The sequence below is a fragment of the Paenibacillus sp. LX16 genome (assembly GCF_036252815.1).
Classification (GTDB): Bacteria; Bacillota; Bacilli; order Paenibacillales; family Paenibacillaceae; genus Paenibacillus; species Paenibacillus polymyxa_B.
Genome location: NZ_CP141152.1, coordinates 3085655 through 3105608, shown reverse-complemented (window position 1 = coordinate 3105608; position 19954 = coordinate 3085655). Strand labels below are relative to the sequence as shown.

Sequence of the window (19954 nt, the reverse complement as noted above, 5' to 3'; positions counted from 1 at the left end):
TACTTCCTCTACGTTGAAAATCTTATCCATTTACATGATCATTAAATTTTGGGAGGCAAGAAGGTATGAATTTACTAAACGAGGTTATAGATTGGGGCTCGTTGGCTGAAAAAGCAATACACGGCAGCCGTGTATCGCTGGAAGAAGGCATAGCGGTACTGGAAGCCGATGATGAGGAATTATTACCGATTATGCAAGCTGCATTTCGGGTGCGGCATCATTTTTATGAAAAAAAAGTAAAGCTCAACATGATCATCAATGCCAAAAGTGGCCTGTGCCCGGAGGATTGCGGTTATTGCTCACAATCTATCGTATCCACGGCGCCTGTAAGCAAGTACAGTATGTTGGACAAGGAATCACTGTTGGCTGGAGCTAGGGAAGCCGTAGCGCGGAGAGCAGGGACGTATTGCATCGTAGCTGCCGGCAAAGGTCCAACAAATCGAGAGCTGGATCAGGTGATTGAGGCAGTAGAAGAAATTAATCGCACGATGCCGCTCAAAATTTGCGCCTGCTTAGGGATTCTCAAGGAAGATCAGGCACGGAGGTTGGCAGAGGCTGGGGTACATCGATACAATCATAATTTAAATACAAGTAAGGCCAACTATCCCTCGATTACAACCACACATACATACGATCAACGCGTCGAAACTGTGAAAATGGCTCAATCTCATGGAATGTCTCCATGCTCTGGCGTTATTATCGGCATGGGGGAAACGAATGAGGAAATTGTACAAATGGCTTATGCCTTACATGAGTTAGATGCTGACTCTATTCCGGTTAACTTTTTGAATCCAGTCCCTGGAACCCCGTTGCAAGGAGCAAAGCGAATATCACCTATCCAAGCTTTGAAGGTGCTGGCACTGTTCCGCTTCATCTGTCCATCCAAAGAAATACGCGTTGCAGGTGGACGAGAGTTGAATTTACGCTCGTTACAACCGCTTTGCCTGTATGCAGCGAATTCAATTTTTGTAGGAGATTATTTAACGACAGAAGGCCAAGAGGTCATATTTGATCATCAAATGATTGAAGATCTTGGTTTCGAAATTGAGATGTGTGCCCTTTCAACCGTATAATAGAAATTGTACAAACTTGGAAGGGAGAGTTCAACGATGAGCGAAAAAGTATTTATTAGTCCAGGTAAATATGTGCAAGGGAAAAATGTGATTGATAAAACAGGTGAGTATGTTAAGCCATTAGGTCATACTGCCTTGGTTATTGCGGACAAGCTGGTTTGGGAGATTGCAGCCGACCGCGTAGTAAAAAGTCTGGAACAGGCTGATATTACGGCGGTTAAAATTGAGTTTCAAGGGGAAGCATCGAAAAATGAAGTCAACCGTATTGCGGATCAGGGACGAAGCGCCCAGGTTGATATTGTCATTGGTGTAGGTGGTGGTAAAACGCTGGATACGGCCAAAGCCGTTAATGAACTACTCGGTTCCTCAGTTGTAATTATTCCAACGACTGCTTCTACAGATGCTCCTACTAGTGCACTATCTGTTTTGTACACCGATGAGGGTGCATTTGATACGTATACCTTTTTCAGTAAAAATCCGAGCCTGATCCTGGTGGACACGAAAGTCATTTCTCAAGCGCCGCCCTTGTTTCTCTCCTCAGGCATTGCAGATGCCATGGCGACGTGGATTGAGGTCCGTGCGGTCATTGAAGCTCGCGCAACGACAATGGCTGGTGGTTTGCCAACCTTGGCGGCAGAAGCCATTGCGTCTAAGTGTGAGGAAGTTCTTTTCGATTACGGTCTGCAGGCTTATGAATCCGTGAAACGCAAAGTCGTCACACCTGCGCTTGAAGCGGTAGTCGAAGCCAATACGTTGCTAAGCGGTTTGGGCTTTGAAAGCGGCGGTTTGGCAGGCGCACATGCGATTCACAATGGTTTTACCGTTCTGGAAGGGGACATTCATCACCTGACACATGGTCAGAAGGTAGCTTTTGGCACCTTAGTCCAGCTTGCCTTGGAAAAAAGACCTTTGTCTGAGGTGGAGCGGTATATTGACTTTTATCTAAAACTCGATCTGCCTGTTACGCTGGAAGACATTAGGCTCCAGGAAGCTTCCCGAGAGGATTTGTACCGGGTAGCTCAGGCTGCTACCAAAGAAGGCGAAACTGCTCACAATCTACCATTTGCTGTCACAGCGGATGATGTGCTTGATGCGATTTTAGCGGCTGACCAGTATTCACTTGCCTACAAGGCTAAAATTGGACATAAAAGCTAACCTCATCGAAATAAAGTAGATTCAAAGGTCGCTGATCAGCGACCTTTTTTCCATTATTTAACTTGCAACTTATGTTATAATTTTTATGGTACATAATCAGGAAATACCGGCATTATATTTATGGATTCCCTAAAATTTAAGAGGAGTTTAGCGATGGCAAAATGGAATGTAAAAGACCATGGGACTCAATATAGTATTGAGTACAAGCGTAGTTTAACTGGCGGAAAAATTATTGTGAATGGAGGCGAGCAGAAGGTTAAAAGCCAGAACGCATTTTTGAACTTGATTGATTTTCCAATTAGATTGAAAGAAAAAACTGTAAATGTTGTTGTCATTGGCAACAAAGCAGATTTAGCTGTAGACGGTGTATATCTTGGATCCAATCAACCTTATGTTCCTGTGAGTAAAGTTCCGGGCTGGAGTTGGGCTTTTGTCGTGGTCAGCTTGGTTATAGGATTGCTATTTTCGGGGATTTTCGGTGTGTGTATAGGAATATTGGGCAGCATGTTTTACGTGAAATCATCTTTATCCATGTATCAAACCACCAATCGAAGAGTTGTAAATTGCCTTATTGTCTTTTTCATCATCAGCGTGATACAAATTGTTTTTGGAATTGCAGCGAATTCTTGGATTAACACGTTGTAAAATAGATCTAACATAGCCTATAGAATGAAGCAAGAAGGCTCTCACGCATGAAGCGTTGAGAGCCTTTTTGCCGTGTTAGATCGCCCAATTTCCTTTACGGAAGATAGGTTCCTCAGTACCGTCCTCGGTAACGCCGTTGATGTCCATTTCACCTGAACCGATCATAAAGTCGACGTGTGTCAGGCTGGAATTCAGGCCGTTGGCAGCCAACTGCTCTTGAGTCATATCTTTGCCGCCTTTAAGGTTAAATGCATAGGCATTACCGATGGCCAAATGGTTAGAGGCATTTTCATCAAACAACGTATTATAAAATAAAATATTTTTATCAGAGATAGGTGACTTGTGAGGTACAAGAGCAACCTCACCCAGATAGTGTGAACCTTCATCCATTTCTATGAGATGCTGAAGAGTTTCCAAACCGGTCTCTGCCTGTACATCGACAATACGTCCATTTTCAAAAGTCAATGAAAAGTTGTCGATGATATTTCCGCTGTAGCTAAGTGGCTTGGTGCTGCTGACCTTACCGTTCACTCCCGTTTTGAGCGGAGCTGTAAACACTTCCTCGGTAGGCATATTGGCTACAAAAGTATGTCCCTGTTGGTTGACGCTCTCGGCTGCTACCCACAGATGATCTTTTGCCAATTCGATGGTGAGGTCTGTGCCTGGAGCCAGATAATGCAGCTTTTTATAGCGTTTGGCATTTAAAATATCAGATTTGCTGGAAAGGTTTTTCAAATGCTCTTTCCACGCCTCCACGGGGTTATCCAGATCCACACGCACGGTGCTGAAAATGGCATCCCACAGTTTATCCATTTGTTCTGAAGCTGGCAGATCAGGGAATACTTTGGCAGCCCACTCTGCTGAAGGATAAGCAATCAGAGACCAACTGAATTTGTCGGCCATTTGATATTCGCGGTATTGACGTAATTCATGTGAACGCACGCGCTGGGCAGCAGTAATTCGGCTGGACGGAATCCCTTTAAGCAAATCCGGATTTTCTGCAATGACATGCAGTACAGCTGCGCCATTTTCGACCTCTTCAGTCATTTCGGCTGCGTACCATTTGGGAGCAATATTAAAAGTTTCATCAGGAGCTAGTTCATACTGTAATCGAGTAATGGTCTCATCACTCCATTTTACTGTAACCAGCTTGGCTCCGGCAGTATACGCTGATTTGACGATAAGTCTCACGAGTTCGGCGGACAAGATTGGCGCATGAACGATGAGTGTCTGCCCAGGATGGACATTGGCGCCGACCCGAACGGCTAACTCGGCATATTTTTGCAATTTTTGTTGAAAATCTGACATGTAACTTTCCTCCATTTCACGAAAAGCCTTAAACAAGGCTTGGGTAACTTGCACAGTTTTTTTGCAAATTCCACACATAGCTTATATATTGTACAATGTAACGAAAAGGTTCACAAATCAGTTTTGGTACTATTTAGTGAAAATGAAAGGGCGGATAGATGAATGACAGAGCAAAATTCACCTCAGGAAGTGAAAGAAGTACATATTCAACAGGCACAAATGACAAAAGATGAGAATGGTGCTTATCTGGGCCAAGTGGTATTTAAAGTAGAGGGACAGAGTTCTGTATATGAAATCACATTCCACAGCAAAAGGGGAAAGGAGTGGGATTACAGTCTCCATTTTGCGGGAGAGCCACGGGTGGAGGAAGAGATGCTGCAAATGGATAGCTGGATTGAGGAGAACGATGATTTGTTCGACTATTTGCTAGATACGGCATGGAGCAAATTACCCGAGTAATGTAAACATGGTCTATTTTCGTGACAAGCGGATTATATTTAGCAGTGTCCGCATAATCTGCTGACATGGGGGAAGCCTAAAGGTCGATATTAACAAGAAATTCCATGTGAATAGGAGGGTGAAGCTTTGGCAAATCATCTGTTCACCGAAGGAATGACGGCAAATGAAGAGGCTGCTCCCGATCTCCTGAGCTTACGGACGCTGTTTGTAAATATGTGTTTTATTGGGGAGCCGGGAAGCCGTTCCTGGGTGCTGGTGGATACGGGGATGACAGGATTTACAGACTCGATTATACGCCTGGCAGAGGAACGGTTTACTGGCCCACCGATCGCTATTGTGCTTACACATGGTCATTTTGATCATGTAGGTTCGGTTATTGAGTTGGTACAGCATTGGGGTACACCTGTTTATGCACATCCTTTGGAATTACCTTATTTGACGGGAATGAAGGATTATCAAAAACCTGATCCTAGTGTAGGGGGAGGTTTAATGTCGGGCATTTCCTTCTTATACCCTAATGATGCTATAGATCTCGATGATCGCATCACCTCCCTGCCCCAAGATGGCAGTGTCCCTGGTGCCCCTGGTTGGAAGTGGCTGCATACGCCAGGACATACTCCTGGTCATGTATCGCTTTTTCATGAGCGAAGAAGGTTAATGGTGGCCGGTGACGCTTTTATTACGGTGAAACAGGAATCGGCACTGGCCGTTATTTTACAGGAAAAAGAAATACATGGGCCTCCTGCGTATTTTACAACAGATTGGCAAGCTGCGCAGCGTTCGGTGGAAATGCTGGCCAAGTTAAAGCCTGAGATTGCAGTCACAGGACATGGTCATTACATGCATGGTGCTGAGCTGACAGATCAGTTGGAGCGCCTGGCGGGAGATTTTGAGCACATGGCTGTACCCAAACAGGGACGTTATGTGTAGTGATGTGTGAAGGACGATGCCTTGCGGGGCATCGTTTTTTGTGTGGACGTGGAATTTTTTTGCTCAGCATGGTATAGTCAAGCCAAAAGCTAAACGCTTTCATTAAACATCGTCATTTCATCAAGGAGGATTTTTTGATGACACAACAACATGCTGCAATTGGTGATCTTTATTATGGAATACCGGCGATTCGTCTTAAATTTGGACGATATGAAGCAGTTGCCCTGCCGGGAAACGGCGCAAATCTGATTTCTTTTCGTGACAATGAAACGGGATATTCTTTTTTGCGTGAACCAGATGCTGAGAGCATAGAGGCTTTTAAGCAAAGCCCGTCCGTTTACGGAATTCCTTTCCTGTTCCCTCCGAATCGGTATGAGGATGGAAAATTCCTGTGGAATGGTGTTACATATGAGCTGCCGATAAATGAAGCGGCGACCCACAACCATCTGCACGGCTTTTTACACACTGTTCGGTGGGAGGTTGAGGACTACGGTTCCGGGGAGCAAGGTAGCTATGTGGTAATGAATCAGCATGTAAGGGAAGGACATCCGATGTTCCGCTATTTACCCTTCACCTTTACTATGAAGTTAACGTACAGCCTGGACGAATTTGGCCTGCATCAGCGTTATGTGATCCATAACGAGGGCGATCAACCGATCCCCAACTTATTTGCCTTTCACACAGCGATTCGTGTTCCGTTCGTACCCGATAGCTCGCCTGAGGATTACAAGATTAAGGTCACAATCGGTGAGCGTCGTGAGCTGACGGAACGGTTGTTGGCCACAGGTCAGTTCCAGCCTTTATCTCCGGAAGAGGAACTGCTGAAGACGACGGGAGTTAGTCCTTATTTTGCCTCTATGGATAATCATTACACGGCAGCTCCGCAAAATGGACGCAACTACATGGAACTGACACACAGTAAGACAGGTGCTACCCTCGTATACGATGTAGGTACAGCTTATAAGCATTGGATGATCTGGAATAACAAAGCGAACAAGGAATTCATCTGTCCTGAGCCGCAAATGAACATGATCAATGCACCGAATCGTCCGGACCTACCAGCGGAGGAGATCGGATTGATTGCACTGGCTCCAGGCCATATTTTTGAAGCAACCAGCCGTATGTATTGTATTACACCTAATAAATCGAAATCCTAGCATTTAAATTTATCCTTATAGGCCTGTATCGTGTCCAACGGTGCAGGCTTTATTTGGGTATGTAAAGCACAGGTAAGGGCAAATGGGGAAAGAGGACGAAAAAGGTTGCAGAATGCCAAGCAGTCATAGTATGATACGAAACAGGAGATGATCAGATGAATTTTCCTTTTCAAGCCGTCAAACGCAAGCAAATCGCCGATGAAGTAGCTGAACAGCTGCAACGAAAAATTGCTGCTGGTGAATGGGATGTGGGCACTAAGATTCCAACCGAGCCTGAGCTCATGAAGCTATTCGGAGTCGGGCGATCTACAGTACGTGAAGCGGTTAGCGTTCTAGTACATGCCGGTCTATTAGAGAAAAAGCAAGGACACGGAACTTTTGTCTGCCAACCGACGACTTCTCAAGAACCATTGGATTACCGTCTAAGCCGTGCTGAAATTATTGAAGTTTATGAAGTGCGGAGTGTGTTGGAACTAGAGATTGCCAGATTGGCTGCATTACGTCGTAACGACGAGGATTTACACTTAATGCGTGCGGCGCTGGACCGTCGTGCTGCAACTTTAGCCGCTGGAAATTTGTCTGGGTACTTAGATGCGGATATCACTTTTCACTTGGCTGTTGCCGGAGCTACTCGCAATAAGGTGCTTACAGACGTATATGGCAGCTTTGTAGAGGCTATTCGCAAGGCATTGAACAATCTCATTACCGATCCAGCGATGCAAAATCATTTTACTTTGCAGCATGAAAAAATATATGAAGCAATCCGGGATCAGGATGGCAAGGCTGCCGAGCTGTATAGCATTCAACATTTGGAAGGCACCAAGCTGGAGCTGCAAAAGCATATGGGAAGTTCATAAATTTTTTTACCCTTAAACATCAGATGATCAGATGAATATAATGATCTTTGAGCCTTTTACTTGAGCATCTCCTAAAATCAAACCAAAGGTGGTATCTGTATGCGCAAAATATGGGTGTTGGACACAACGTTAAGAGATGGAGAGCAATCACCAGGAGTTAGCTTAACCAGCTCAGAAAAGGTGGAAATTGCCCTTCAGCTGCAAAAATTAGGCGTAGATCGGATTGAGACCGGCTTTCCAGCAACCTCGCCTGGTGAGATTATCAGCATGCAGGAGATTGCCAAACAGGTTACCCAAGCAACACTGGTTGGTTTTGCACGCTCGAAAGAACAGGATATTGATGCAGTCAGAGAGGCGCTACGAGGAGCTGAGGATGCCAGTCTTCATTTATTCCTGGCTACCTCACCCATTCACCGCCAACATAAGCTGCGAATGGATAAAGCGAAAGTATTAGAGACCGCTGCTGCTGCCATTCGTTATGGACGCAAGTATTTCAGCAAGGTAGAATTTTCAGCAGAGGACGCTAGCCGTACCGAGCTGGACTTTATTTGTGAAGTCGTGGATATGGCGATTCGTGCTGGAGCGACAGTCGTCAATTTACCGGATACGGTGGGATATGCCTCGCCGGATCAGTTCGGTGAAATGTTTAGAATCGTAAAACAACAAGTGCCTGGTATCGAAAAAATACAACTTAGCACACATTGTCATGATGATCTTGGCATGGCAACAGCTAACACGCTGGCGGCCATCCGTAATGGTGTAGACCAATTTGAAGGTACTATTAATGGCATCGGTGAGCGAGCGGGAAATACACCTATCGAGGAAGTTGCACTGGCCCTTGATACCAGAACCGAGCTTTATGGTGCACAAACGAGTCTGGTTTTGGAGGAGCTGTATGCCACCAGTCGCCTGGTGAGCAAACGTACGGGGATGTCGGTACCGGGAAATAAGGCCATTGTTGGAGCCAATGCGTTTGCGCACGAGTCCGGTATACACCAGGACGGAATGCTTAAAGAGCGTACAACGTATGAGATCATGTCCCCTGAGCGTATTGGTCTGAAGACAAGTAAACTTGTGTTGGGCAAGCACTCGGGTCGACATGCATTTAAAGAAAAACTGGCGGATATGGGGTTTGATGCTTTGACGGAGGAACAGCTGCAAGAGGCGTTCCGCGAATTCAAGGCCTTGACGGATAAGAAAAAACAGGTGTTGGATGAAGACTTGCTCGTTCTAATGGACGAAAGCCGCAATGCCTCGCCTCAAATGTACACACTGGATTCCATTCAGGTGTCTTATGGTAATCAGTCGGTTCCAGTCGCATCCATTCGATTGAGTAAACAAGATGGGACAGCAATTGATGAAGTAGCAATGGGAAACGGTTCTGTAGATGCGATTTTCCATGCTATAGACAAGGCCAGCGGTGAAGAGGTGGAGTTGGAGGATTATTCAATCCAATCTGTAACATATGGCAAAGATGCGTTAGGGGAAGTACACGCTATTTTGAGGCAAGGTGAGTACACAGCCCTGGGAATAGGCACAAGTACTGATATTTTGGAAGCTAGCGCCAAAGCTTACATCGATGCGCTGAACAAGCTACTGGACAGAAAAGAAGTACATGCCAAAAGCAATATCACCATTAGTTGATCCTAGTGGTCAGGCTTGTAGACGAATTTTCCTTCTTCCTCCTCTGGCCTCATCGTAAAAAAGCGCTTGCAAAATAAATGATAACATTTGAAATTTAATGTATAATAGGCAAGAGAGATCACCATATTTTGTCTGAATTACATAGGCCAAGAGGAGGAAATGAGTTGAACTACCGCATCGAAAAGGATACGTTGGGCGAAATCAAAGTACCGGCAGACCGTCTGTGGGGAGCGCAAACACAGCGCAGCAAGGAAAATTTCCCGATTGGCTCGGAGAAAATGCCATTAGAGGTCATACAGGCGTTCGCGGTGCTTAAAAAGAGCGCGGCGATCAGTAACTATAAGCTGGGTAAGCTATCACAGGAGAAGCAGGACGCGATTATTTATGCAGCGGACGAGATTCTCGCAGGGCGGGTCGATGACCATTTCCCGTTGGTTGTATGGCAGACAGGGAGCGGTACGCAGTCCAATATGAATGTGAATGAAGTGATTGCTCATCTGGGGAGCCAATGGTTACAAGAGCAGGGAAAGGATACGAAGCTGCATCCCAATGACGATGTTAACATGTCGCAAAGCTCGAATGATACGTTTCCCACGGCGCTTCATGTATCGGGTGTCATTGCAGTGGAGGACCGTTTGTTGCCTGCCATCGATAAGCTGAAAGAGACTTTTCAACAGAAGTCAGAGCAATTCAAGGATATTATAAAAATTGGACGAACCCATTTACAAGATGCGACACCGCTTACGCTGGGTCAGGAAATAAGTGGTTGGTATGCAATGTTAGACAAGAGCAAGCGAATGATCATCGACACGGTGCAATACATGAAGGAGCTGGCGATTGGCGGTACAGCGGTGGGGACAGGAATTAATGCTCATCCAGAGTTTGGCTCCCGAACCTCAGCGGAAATTTCCAGTTTCACTGGCAAAACGTTCACTTCTGCACCCAATAAATTTCATGCACTGACCAGCCACGATGAAGTGGTGGCCGTACATGGAGCAGTCAAAGCGCTCGCTGCCGATTTGATGAAAATCGCCAATGATGTTCGTTGGCTGGCAAGTGGTCCGCGTAGCGGCTTGGGCGAAATCACGATTCCTGCTAACGAGCCGGGTAGCTCCATTATGCCAGGCAAGGTGAATCCGACTCAGAGTGAAGCACTGACAATGGTCGTTACGCAAGTAATGGGTAATGATGCAGCTATTGGCTTTGCTGCGAGTCAGGGTAATTTTGAACTGAACGTGTTTAAGCCAGTAATCATATACAATTTTTTGCAGTCTGTTCATCTGCTGGCTGATTCCATGATTGCTTTTAATGACAACTGTGCGATTGGCATCGAGCCTGATCTCGCTAAAATTGAGCACAATTTGAATAATTCACTGATGCTGGTGACGGCATTGAATCCACATATCGGATATGAAAATGCCGCTAAAATCGCCAAACTTGCTCATGCAGAAGGGCTGTCCCTAAAAGAAGCGGCACTCCGCAGCGGACTGTTGACTGAAGAACAGTTCGATCAATATGTTGTACCTGCGCGTATGATTCATCCTAAAGCCTAAAGCACGACGATTGTCTCTGCTTAAGCCTTATAAAAAATATACAAACCAGCTCATGGAGTGCGATTTAGCACAGACCATGAGCTGGATTTTTTGGTTTTCTCATATATTTTTTTACTTAAGATTAGTATTCCGTGTGATTTGAGGGTATATAGATAGAAGGCGAAAAATTGAACATCTATTTTCAAGATAGGAGAAGCCGTATGGAACAGACAACCCTTATTAATTTGATTGTGCTTTTGCTGTCCAGCTTGCTGCTGGTCGGTGTGCTGACTACCAAATTTTCCAGCCGTTTCGGTATGCCTGCGCTTGTTTTGTTTATTGCCGTAGGTATGGTGCTCAGTCAGTTTATTTATTTTGATAATGCCTTTATCACACAGCTGGTGGGCATTCTCGCGCTCATTGTAATCTTGTTTGAAGGCGGGATGCAGACAAAGTTTGCAGACGTTAAACCGGTTATTCGACCTGCGTTATCGTTATCAACGTTAGGGGTCATCATTACGACCGTAGTCATTGGCGTATGCGCCAAGTTTATTTTAGGCGTAAGCTGGATGGAATCCATGCTGTTTGGCGCTATTGTCGGATCGACCGATGCGGCGGCCGTGTTTTCCGTTCTAGGAGGTAAAAACATCAAAAAACGAATTACCTCAACGCTCGAAGCGGAATCCGGCAGTAATGACCCGATGGCTGTATTTCTCACGGTAACATTGATCGAGCTGATACATCACCCTGAGCAATCCATTTGGATACATATCTTGTTATTTTTATGGGAAATGGGTTTTGGTTTAGTCGTTGGTTTTGTACTCGGACGCATAGGTGTATATGCGATTAATAAAATGAATTTTGATTCATCCGGTTTGTATCCTGTGATGGCTCTGGCATTTGCAGTCTTGACGTATGCGGCGGCATCGTTACTGGAGGCAAGCGGATTGCTGGCGGTTTATGTCATGGCCATTGTCTTGGGAAATTCCGACTTGACCTACAAGCGATCCATTATCCATTTTAACAATGGTTTCGCCTGGATGGTGCAGATTATGATGTTTGTCCTGCTCGGGCTATTGGTCTTTCCTGATCAATTGCTGGGCATTGCGTGGCAAAGCTTGGCGCTCTCCTTCATCCTCATGCTCGTGGCTCGTCCAATAGGCGTGTTCTTAAGCTTACTTTTTTCCAGGTACTCTGTGCGCGAAAAGACACTGTTATCCTGGGCAGGACTGCGGGGGGCGGTACCTATTGTACTAGCAACCTATCCTTTACTGGATGAGATGGATGTAGGACCCTTGTTTTTTAACGTTGTATTTTTCGTCGTGCTCACTTCTGCGATTATTCAAGGTACCACTATTTCGTGGCTAGCGGTGAAGCTTGGCTTGATGGACCCTAACGAGACGTCATCTCCTTCACTGCTGGAATTAGTTTCTCTGGGAAAAACCACTTCGGAAATCAACCACATTCAGGTGCAAAAAGGGATGTCCATAGCGGGCAAAGCGATTCAGGATATACAGTTGCCTGAAGATATTTTATTCACAGCCATCATTCGGAACGAGCAAATTATTGCCCCGAGAGGCACGACGGTGATTGAACCGGGCGATACATTGTATGTGCTTAGTCCCAAACTCAAGCGACAGCAGATGAAAGAGCTGTTCATGCTGCTCGAACCGGAGGCTGCTCCGTAAAAAGCGTAGAGTACCCTTAATTACAGTCCTTCACATTCATGTGGAGGACTTTTTCCTGTATTTTTTTCAGAGTGGATGAATCTGTTAAAAAATTGACACTATCATTCTACAAAATTAGTTTATGATATTGTCGTTAGATGTCGCTGCCTATCGTTACAGATCATTTGATGGGCCATAGTGATGAATAAGATAGAAGTCACCAATAACAGGAGAGATGATGAATGAAACCGGAAGTCTTGCCAAAGCGTGCAGCAGCTCGCAGGCAGAAAAATAGAAAAAAGAAACGAAAAGGAAAATTCGGTCGTTTTATACTGCGACTGTTTATTGTATTCCTGGTAGCAGGAATAGGGGGTGGTGCGTGGTTGTTCTTAACGTCATCTGGCAAGGACATGCGCTATTTGGCTGCGGATACGCTGATCACGACCCAACATCGTCACTGGGCGAAGTACTTTATCGGGGAAGCAGAGGCGAAAAAACGTGTGGCTGAATATTCGGCCCGTTTTGAAGCGATGGGTGAGGAGAAGGACAGACATACAATCAATCTGCCTGATCTGATACCGACCAAAGTACAACAAACGCCGCTGGTTGAAGTGGAAGAGGTATCGGGCCGTAACTATCATGGCTATGTTATGACGGTTCATGACCCCACTAAAATTCGGCTCGGGGTTCCTGCCAAGGTCGGTCGGGGAGAAAGGGTATCTAGTATGGTCGAGCGTTTAGGGGCTGTTGCTGGCGTAAATGGCGGTGGCTTTGCCGATCCCAACTGGAATGGGAATGGCTTTAAACCGATTGGCGTTGTCATTTCCCAGGGCGAGATATACTACAATGATATGGGCAAAAATGCCTCTGTTCAAATCGTAGGTATTGATAAACAGGGAAAAATGATAGCCGGTCACTATTCGTTGTCCGAGTTGTCCAAAATGAATGTGCAAGAAGCGGTTACTTTTCAACCACGCCTAATCGTGAATGGGAAAGGTCTGATTCGCAATGCAAGCGAGGGGTGGGGAATTGCTCCCCGTACCGCAATGGGGCAAAGAGCAGACGGGGCCATTATATTCGTGACCATCGACGGTCGTCAGCCTGGGTACAGTATTGGTGCCAACTTGTATGATATGCAAAATATTTTGCTTAAACATGGAGCGGTTATCGGTGCTAATCTGGATGGAGGTTCCTCAACGGTGCTCGTCAAGGATAATGCCATTGTGAACAAGCCTTCTTCTGAATACGGAGAGCGGTATTTGCCGACTGCGTTTCTCGTATTTGAGCATCCAGAGACCGTTAGTATTCCGAACATATGGGAAGGTTTGAATCCTGGAGACATTGACGCCGCCAAAAAGAGATAGATCAGGAATGAACAAGTTCATTAAGTGAACGGAGACTGATGATGAAGATAAAACGAGCAGGATTTCAGCGATTGTTTGTCGCCTTGTTAATGCTATCCTTACTCTTGACCGCAATGCATCAGGCGGCTGCCGAAGCTGCTAAACAGGGTGCCATAGCGTCTCAATCAACGCAGTTCATAGATATTGTTATAAACGGACAACCTATTGACAGCAAGGCTAAACCTCTATTGATCGACGGAAAGCTCATGGTTCCGCTTAAATCTTTAGCCGAAGCTGTAGGTGCAACCTACCACTGGGATGTCAAAAAGAAGCAGGTCACGCTACAAAAGTGGGCAGACCCCTTGGTTCTTAAGGAGCGATCACGTAAGAACCAGCAGCAACTTACCTTTGAAGTTGTAAGTAAAGAAGTATATATACCTCTGAGAGATGTGTCGCTTGAATTAGGTTATACGCTGGAGAAGACAAATACACAGATTCAGGTGCAGCCACCGATTCACGGTAAACTAAAAGAACAAATATATGAGGGAGATCTCGTGGCAGCACGCGAAGCGTTAATCCGCATAAACAGAAGTTCTGTCCATCCTTATATAGAAGCACACCGTCCTAACACTGAGCTTCTGTCCAGTGTCTACATGTTCCCCCAAGGTGAAGCATTACGGTATTTTACAGTGAACGGGGATGTGCTGAGTCTGGTTGAAGTGAAGGACGGTTTTCCGATTGTCACCTATCAAGGGTATGTGGGAGCTCCCTTTGATAAAGAATTTACAATGGAATACGACCCGCTGGGGCGTTTTTTGGAGAATAAAGCCAAAAATCAGTGGGGAACTTATCCGAAAATAAATAAGCCGCTGATCTACGAGTTCACTACAGGATGGGGAGACAGCAGTAGCACTTTCTATGGGCGTATTACTACGGATAAAAAAGAAGAACTGCTGGGTACTACTGGTGATCCGATAACTGGACTCCCGGCTAATACCAAACAAATTATGAAAACTTTCAAGCTGCCGTGGGAATCGCGTACAGATACCCAGCAGGCGATGGAATAAGTTAAGAGCAGCAATAGCAAGTTAAAATATAAAAGCGCGGATCGTTGAAGTAAAGATACTTCCGGTACGCGCTTTTTTGATGGAATTTGTACTTTTGTTGCTTTGTGCTTGCGTAAGTATCTATTAAGCGTCATTATCTGCTTCGAGAAAGACGGAGATCAGAATTCGGGCGTTGTTATCTCCCACATTTTTGGCATAGTGGGGGATAGCTGCTCTCCAGCTAAAGGAATCCCCTGCTTCCAAAGTAGCTGAATCCTCCCCTTGCTCCACGTACACCGTCCCCTCCAAGATAAAATGAATCTCATCCCCTGCATGAGCGTGCTCCTCTTCTGTAGACGAGCCTGGCGGCATGTCCACCAGCATCATTTTAACGTTTCCTTGTCCTCCCAAATGATCAACCTGAATGTTGTTTTTACCATATAAGGTTTTACGGCGCTCATCCTTGCGAATCACTTGCATCCGTTCCTCATCTTTAAGAAGCAGAAAAGCGAGAGGGACCTTAAGCGCATTAGCGATACTGTCCAATGTAGCGATGGAAGGGGAGGTTTTATTATTTTCTACTTGACTCATAAACCCTTGCGATAGTCCGGTTCGTTCGCATATTTGCTGGATGGATAAATTTTTACGTTTACGAGCAGCGCGTATGTTGCATCCTATACTCATAGAACGTTCCTCCTTTAAGGAAATATAATGTATACTAATTTAATATTTATCATACCAAATAATTTGTTGACAGACTATAGTTTCTTATGATAAATTCACATTACAAAATAATTATTTCTATTACTAATAATTCGAGTTTGATTCACACTAATGTGTTGTGGCATAGATTCAGACAGGATTATTTTTTTAACCAAATTATTAGTAATATAAATTAATTATTCATATGCACTTGTATGAGTGTAATAAACAAACAGAATGGAGAGATAAACATGAGTTCAGCAAGCAGAAACATTTCTACAATTATGCGGGTGGCGCTGGGAATTTTGTTTTTGGCACACGGAATTGCTAAATTCCAAATGGGGTTGGGTAATGTAGCAGGCTGGTTTGCCAGCATTGGCGTTCCAGGATTTCTAGGTTATGTCGTTGCGGTGATTGAGTTGGTCGGCGGGATTGCATTGATTCTTGGATTGCTTACTCGCTATGTATCTGGGCTTTTGGTTATTGTTTTGATCGGCGCCATTTTTACAGCAAAATTGTCCGGCGGGTTAATGGGGAATGGTCAAGGCGCTGGCTATGAGCTGGATATTGCTTTTATTCTGGTAGCTCTTCATCTGGTATTTGCACCAACGACTCGCTTGTCTCTGGATTCTTTGTTCAGCCGTCGTGAGTCAACAGAAAAATAATTTTTGATTAGCTTTAGTCCTCCAATCCATGTAGAAAGAGGGAAATCTCATGACAGCACATATTCATGGCAACACCAAAATCGGGCAGGTTTCAATAAAGGTTAGTAACTTGGAGCGTTCTATTCAATTTTATACAGAGGTCGTTGGTTTTCAGCTGCTGCGTCAAACGGCGGATACTGCTGAATTGACCGTTGATGGAAAGCATGCTCTGCTGATCCTTAACTATATTGAAAATGCAGTTATTCTGCCGCGTCAATCTGCTGCCGGGTTATATCACTTTGCTATTCTTCTACCAAACCGTGTAGCTCTGGGTCTGTCTTTACGTAATCTGCTGGCTCATGAGATTAAAATCGGACAGGGAGACCATGATGTAAGTGAAGCTCTATATATCCATGACCCCGATAATAACGGAATTGAAATCTATGCAGATCGTCCCCGTGATCAATGGAAAAAGGATGCTAATGGATTTTACATGATGGGAACAGATCCCGTGGATGCAGAAGACTTGGTTGCGATTTCCGAAAATCTACCTTGGCAGGGACTACCTCAGGGAACGGTAATCGGGCACGTCCACTTCCATGTGTCTAATTTGCTCAAAGCACAGCAATTTTATTGCGATGTGCTTGGCTTTGATATTACTTGCCGGTATGGCTCTTCAGCCTTGTTTGTTTCCGCAGGTGGTTACCACCACCATATGGGCTTGAATATATGGGCAGGTGAAGGAGCACCACCAGCTCCTGAGCACGCTGCCGGATTGGATTATTTTGAATTGATCGTACCAGATCAGAAGGAATTGGATGCCATTGTGGCTCGTTTAGAGGTAGCAGGCTATGGAGTGCAAGAACGCGATGGCGCCAAATATGTAGCTGATCCGTTCCGTATTCAAATTAAACTGGTTAACGGTCAAATCTCGTAACAAAGAAGGCACGTAACAAAAAAAAGGGTATTCCTATAAGCCGTAAAGGCTGGGAATACCCTTTTTTTCGTATACTTAGAACAAGCTCCAGTCAAAATCCCGAGACATCTTCTCCAGCAAATGTACACCAGCTGTACTGTTGCCCATACGGTTCAGAGAAGGTCCAACCAGTCCAATGCCATATCGTCCGGGTACCATCGTCATAATACTGCCTGATACGCCGCTTTTGGCAGGTAGTCCGACTTGAATGGCGAATTCCCCTGAGGCGTCATACATGCCGCATGTCGTCATAAATGTTTTGGCGATCTGTACATAGCGGCGGGGAATCAACGGTATACCTGTCACCGGATCACGGCCGTTGTAAGCTAGTACAAGTCCCATACGTGCTAAATCTGTACAGTTCAATTTGACAGCACAATGTCTGAAATAAACTTCAAGCACATCCTCCACATGACCTCTTAAAATACCTTTTTCCATTAGAAAATAAGCAAGGGAACGATTTAAATGGCCTGTAGCTGATTCTGAGTCGTAGACATCCTGATCAAATTCCAATGTGTCATTGTGGGTAAGCAGGCGGAAAAATTGGAGAACACGGGCAAATTTCTCTTCTGGACTGTTCCCGCGAATCAGAGAGGAGATCGCGATTGCCCCCGCGTTAATCAGTGGGTTAAACGGAATCCCCGGCTCAACTAGTTCTAGTTTGAGCATGGAATTAAAACGGTCTCCGGTAGGCTCCATACCCACCTTAGAGAAGACAACGTCCTCTCCATTATCCATCAAGGCCAGAATGAGCGTAAATACCTTTGAAATACTTTGCATCGTAAATTGGATTTCCGTATCCCCGGCTACCACGGTTTCACCCGCACCGTTCATTACAACAACACCAAGCGCGTCGGCCGGGGCTTTGGACAGTTCGGGAATATATGCTGCTACCTTGCCATGAATATACTCATGACGGCTTTGTTCTACCCATTCCGGCAGTTTGGTCTGTAATCTCTGCCACTCCGATGTCATTTCTTTTCCTCCAGTCGAGTAACCAATCTGTGGTATTTTATTGTAGAGTAAGAAGTGATAGCTATACGCCTATTCTAAAGATATTTCTGGTCGAAAGACAAGTTTGAATTGAAATTGATAAGAGGAGGTAGTGACTTGTTGTTATCTCATAATGAACCGAATTTTGATGAAGACTACGATGAGGTTTTTAAGGGTCGAAGACTTAGAGGTTTTGTACGTAGTGTACTGGAGCAGGCCGCAGCCTTATCAGACAAAAATCCTGAATGGGCTAATCCTATATTAGAGCAGTGGGCAAATGATGTGGAAACGAGCCGAAATGAGCGACTAGAGCATGAGCGCACCCGGGAGAGGCATGTGCATCTATTGTTCTCTCAGTCTGCCGCAGGCTCGATGAAGGTAGGAATTTCGGGTGCAGGATTGCGGCTTGAGAGTATCGTGCTGTCTTTTAATGATCAGTTTTCTATAGGACCATTGTGGAGGCTGGAAACATCAGAAGGACAAGAAAACCGTCACAGCTGGTTGGCTGAACGGATGATGCATTATGAGTTTTTCCATTACGCCAATTGGGAGCAGCGTATTGAACAGATGATGGTTACCCTTAGTGAAATTCCGGATGATAAGTCGATCACGATCTGGTGTGGCTCTAATGCTGACGAGCAGGTTGGATTACGCTTTGCATTATATCTCTTGCGCAACAGAGCTACACCTATTCGGGTCATTAATGTCACGGATACCTTGGAGCGGGAGCTGGATGATCGTTTATATACTGAGAGTCCATTCCCTCTATCCATGAGCGTGGTGCATTCGAAAGAAATCGAACGCTTTATTAAGCGAAGTGAACATGAAATTTATGAGGTGTGTATGGAAGACCGACATCGATACGAACGGGAGTGGTTGGAGCTTAGCGAGCAAGATAGTGTCCTGAGATTATGGGACAATGACCGTATTGTTCATGTGCCGGAGGATTATTTGGATCAGGCCTTGCTGGATATGATTGGCAGGATACAGTTAGCGGATAATCTGGAATTTGTGAACACCGGAAAAATAATAGGTCAAGCTTTAACGCAGTGGTTGCAGCCAAGAAGCGATACTTTTTTGGAATACCGGATTCAATATTTGATCGCTCAGGGCAAACTTGATTTTCAGGGGACGCCGGGAATGATAAATCGTTATGCTGTGAGAATAAAGGAGTAAAGTAAAAGAGCTCAAATAAAAACTGCCGACGAGATCGGCAGTTTAATTTGAAGACCTTCTGATGTATCAGGCTATTTCATCGGAAGGTTATTTTGCTATGTAATTAGAATCAATAGTAGCTGCTTGAATTCAATGAACTTATGATAGCAGGCAACAGAGCAACAGCCATAATGATATAGATCACAATTACAATAGCGGCCCAAAGAAGGCCTGCTTTAGCATAGTTAGCTTTGCTCGGATTAGTCGAGCCGCTAAATGCCCACACAAACAGCATAATAAGTCCAACTACCGGTATAGCCATCAGAAGTAAACTGATCATCCACTCCTTGAATGATACAGGAGGTGGGTAAACAGGGGCTGGTCTGGATGGTGCTCCTTGCTGATTGAATTGCGGATTAAACTGGTTAGACAATTAGATCTTCTCCCTACGTGATTAGTATGTTGTGTTTCCTATATTGACCAAAACATCATACATGATATGACAATAAGCAACAAGTGAAATTCAGTAAACAGTCTAATAGTACTATTAAACGATTAAAAATAGGTCTATACACCCTATTGACGAAGTACTTTTTATATATTATTGTATTGATATTAACATTTTGTTTTTATCAATTAATTCAAATTAAAAGTTACATAAAGCATTC

The 19954-nt window shown here is 44.8% G+C and carries 19 protein-coding genes; 15 read left to right on the top strand and 4 right to left on the bottom strand.

The features are described from left to right. Nucleotides 1–65 precede the first annotated feature (65 nt). The 3 genes from bioB to T3H97_RS13505 all read left to right on the top strand — a co-directional run bounded on the left by bioB (nucleotide 66) and on the right by T3H97_RS13505 (nucleotide 2873). On the top strand, nucleotides 66–1073 hold the full coding sequence (bioB, locus tag T3H97_RS13515; RefSeq protein WP_328799976.1) for a biotin synthase BioB: 1008 nt from the start codon (nucleotides 66–68) through the stop codon (nucleotides 1071–1073). 36 nt (nucleotides 1074–1109) lie between these two features. Next, nucleotides 1110–2228: a glycerol dehydrogenase gene (locus T3H97_RS13510; RefSeq protein WP_328799975.1), complete on the top strand. Its 1119-nt coding sequence runs from the start codon at nucleotides 1110–1112 to the stop codon at nucleotides 2226–2228. A gap of 153 nt (nucleotides 2229–2381) precedes the next feature. Further along, nucleotides 2382–2873, top strand: coding sequence for a hypothetical protein (locus T3H97_RS13505; RefSeq protein ID WP_328799974.1), 492 nt, complete (start codon nucleotides 2382–2384; stop codon nucleotides 2871–2873). Nucleotides 2874–2948: 75 nt separating this feature from the next. Here T3H97_RS13505 and T3H97_RS13500 read toward each other — a convergent pair whose 3' ends face one another. Continuing rightward, on the bottom strand, nucleotides 2949–4181 hold the full coding sequence (locus tag T3H97_RS13500) for an aminopeptidase (protein WP_328799973.1): 1233 nt from the start codon (nucleotides 4179–4181) through the stop codon (nucleotides 2949–2951). Nucleotides 4182–4343: 162 nt separating this feature from the next. On the opposite strand from T3H97_RS13500, the gene T3H97_RS13495 reads away from it, so the two are divergent. From T3H97_RS13495 to T3H97_RS13455, 9 genes are all read left to right on the top strand, one after another. Then, nucleotides 4344–4640 carry a hypothetical protein gene (locus tag T3H97_RS13495; protein WP_061828288.1) on the top strand — a complete coding sequence of 99 codons (297 nt, stop codon included), beginning with the start codon at nucleotides 4344–4346 and terminating at the stop codon, nucleotides 4638–4640. A 126-nt stretch (nucleotides 4641–4766) separates the two neighbouring features. Continuing rightward, nucleotides 4767–5570 carry an MBL fold metallo-hydrolase gene (locus tag T3H97_RS13490; RefSeq protein WP_328799972.1) on the top strand — a complete coding sequence of 268 codons (804 nt, stop codon included), beginning with the start codon at nucleotides 4767–4769 and terminating at the stop codon, nucleotides 5568–5570. Between the two features lie 137 nt (nucleotides 5571–5707). After that, nucleotides 5708–6727, top strand: coding sequence for an aldose 1-epimerase (locus T3H97_RS13485; RefSeq protein ID WP_328799971.1), 1020 nt, complete (start codon nucleotides 5708–5710; stop codon nucleotides 6725–6727). 155 nt (nucleotides 6728–6882) lie between these two features. Then, on the top strand, nucleotides 6883–7584 hold the full coding sequence (locus T3H97_RS13480; protein ID WP_328799970.1) for a FadR/GntR family transcriptional regulator: 702 nt from the start codon (nucleotides 6883–6885) through the stop codon (nucleotides 7582–7584). Nucleotides 7585–7683: 99 nt separating this feature from the next. Continuing rightward, complete coding sequence (locus T3H97_RS13475; protein ID WP_328799969.1) at nucleotides 7684–9228, top strand: 2-isopropylmalate synthase; 1545 nt, start codon at nucleotides 7684–7686, stop codon at nucleotides 9226–9228. A 164-nt stretch (nucleotides 9229–9392) separates the two neighbouring features. After that, nucleotides 9393–10781, top strand: coding sequence for a class II fumarate hydratase (gene fumC / locus T3H97_RS13470; protein WP_328799968.1), 1389 nt, complete (start codon nucleotides 9393–9395; stop codon nucleotides 10779–10781). A 200-nt stretch (nucleotides 10782–10981) separates the two neighbouring features. Beyond that, on the top strand, nucleotides 10982–12448 hold the full coding sequence (locus T3H97_RS13465) for a potassium/proton antiporter (RefSeq protein ID WP_023988873.1): 1467 nt from the start codon (nucleotides 10982–10984) through the stop codon (nucleotides 12446–12448). A gap of 221 nt (nucleotides 12449–12669) precedes the next feature. After that, nucleotides 12670–13791, top strand: a complete 1122-nt coding sequence (locus T3H97_RS13460) for a phosphodiester glycosidase family protein (protein ID WP_103049208.1) — start codon at nucleotides 12670–12672, stop codon at nucleotides 13789–13791. Between the two features lie 38 nt (nucleotides 13792–13829). Then, nucleotides 13830–14837 carry a copper amine oxidase N-terminal domain-containing protein gene (locus tag T3H97_RS13455; RefSeq protein WP_328799967.1) on the top strand — a complete coding sequence of 336 codons (1008 nt, stop codon included), beginning with the start codon at nucleotides 13830–13832 and terminating at the stop codon, nucleotides 14835–14837. Between the two features lie 123 nt (nucleotides 14838–14960). On the opposite strand, the gene T3H97_RS13450 is transcribed toward T3H97_RS13455, so the two are convergent. Then, nucleotides 14961–15500: a helix-turn-helix domain-containing protein gene (locus tag T3H97_RS13450; RefSeq protein ID WP_328799966.1), complete on the bottom strand. Its 540-nt coding sequence runs from the start codon at nucleotides 15498–15500 to the stop codon at nucleotides 14961–14963. A 269-nt stretch (nucleotides 15501–15769) separates the two neighbouring features. Here T3H97_RS13450 and T3H97_RS13445 point away from each other — a divergent pair, with 269 nt between their 5' ends. Further along, on the top strand, nucleotides 15770–16183 hold the full coding sequence (locus tag T3H97_RS13445; RefSeq protein ID WP_103049210.1) for a DoxX family protein: 414 nt from the start codon (nucleotides 15770–15772) through the stop codon (nucleotides 16181–16183). Nucleotides 16184–16232: 49 nt separating this feature from the next. Next, nucleotides 16233–17099 carry a VOC family protein gene (locus tag T3H97_RS13440; RefSeq protein ID WP_328799965.1) on the top strand — a complete coding sequence of 289 codons (867 nt, stop codon included), beginning with the start codon at nucleotides 16233–16235 and terminating at the stop codon, nucleotides 17097–17099. A 75-nt stretch (nucleotides 17100–17174) separates the two neighbouring features. On the opposite strand, the gene glsA is transcribed toward T3H97_RS13440, so the two are convergent. Then, nucleotides 17175–18113, bottom strand: coding sequence for a glutaminase A (gene glsA, locus T3H97_RS13435; RefSeq protein ID WP_328799964.1), 939 nt, complete (start codon nucleotides 18111–18113; stop codon nucleotides 17175–17177). 135 nt (nucleotides 18114–18248) lie between these two features. Between glsA and T3H97_RS13430 the strand changes: the two genes are divergently transcribed. Continuing rightward, a complete protein-coding gene (locus T3H97_RS13430; RefSeq protein WP_328799963.1) occupies nucleotides 18249–19307 on the top strand; it encodes a DUF1835 domain-containing protein in 1059 nt (352 codons plus the stop codon). A gap of 109 nt (nucleotides 19308–19416) precedes the next feature. On the opposite strand, the gene T3H97_RS13425 is transcribed toward T3H97_RS13430, so the two are convergent. Continuing rightward, a complete protein-coding gene (locus T3H97_RS13425; RefSeq protein WP_254347401.1) occupies nucleotides 19417–19719 on the bottom strand; it encodes a hypothetical protein in 303 nt (100 codons plus the stop codon). Nucleotides 19720–19954 lie beyond the last annotated feature (235 nt).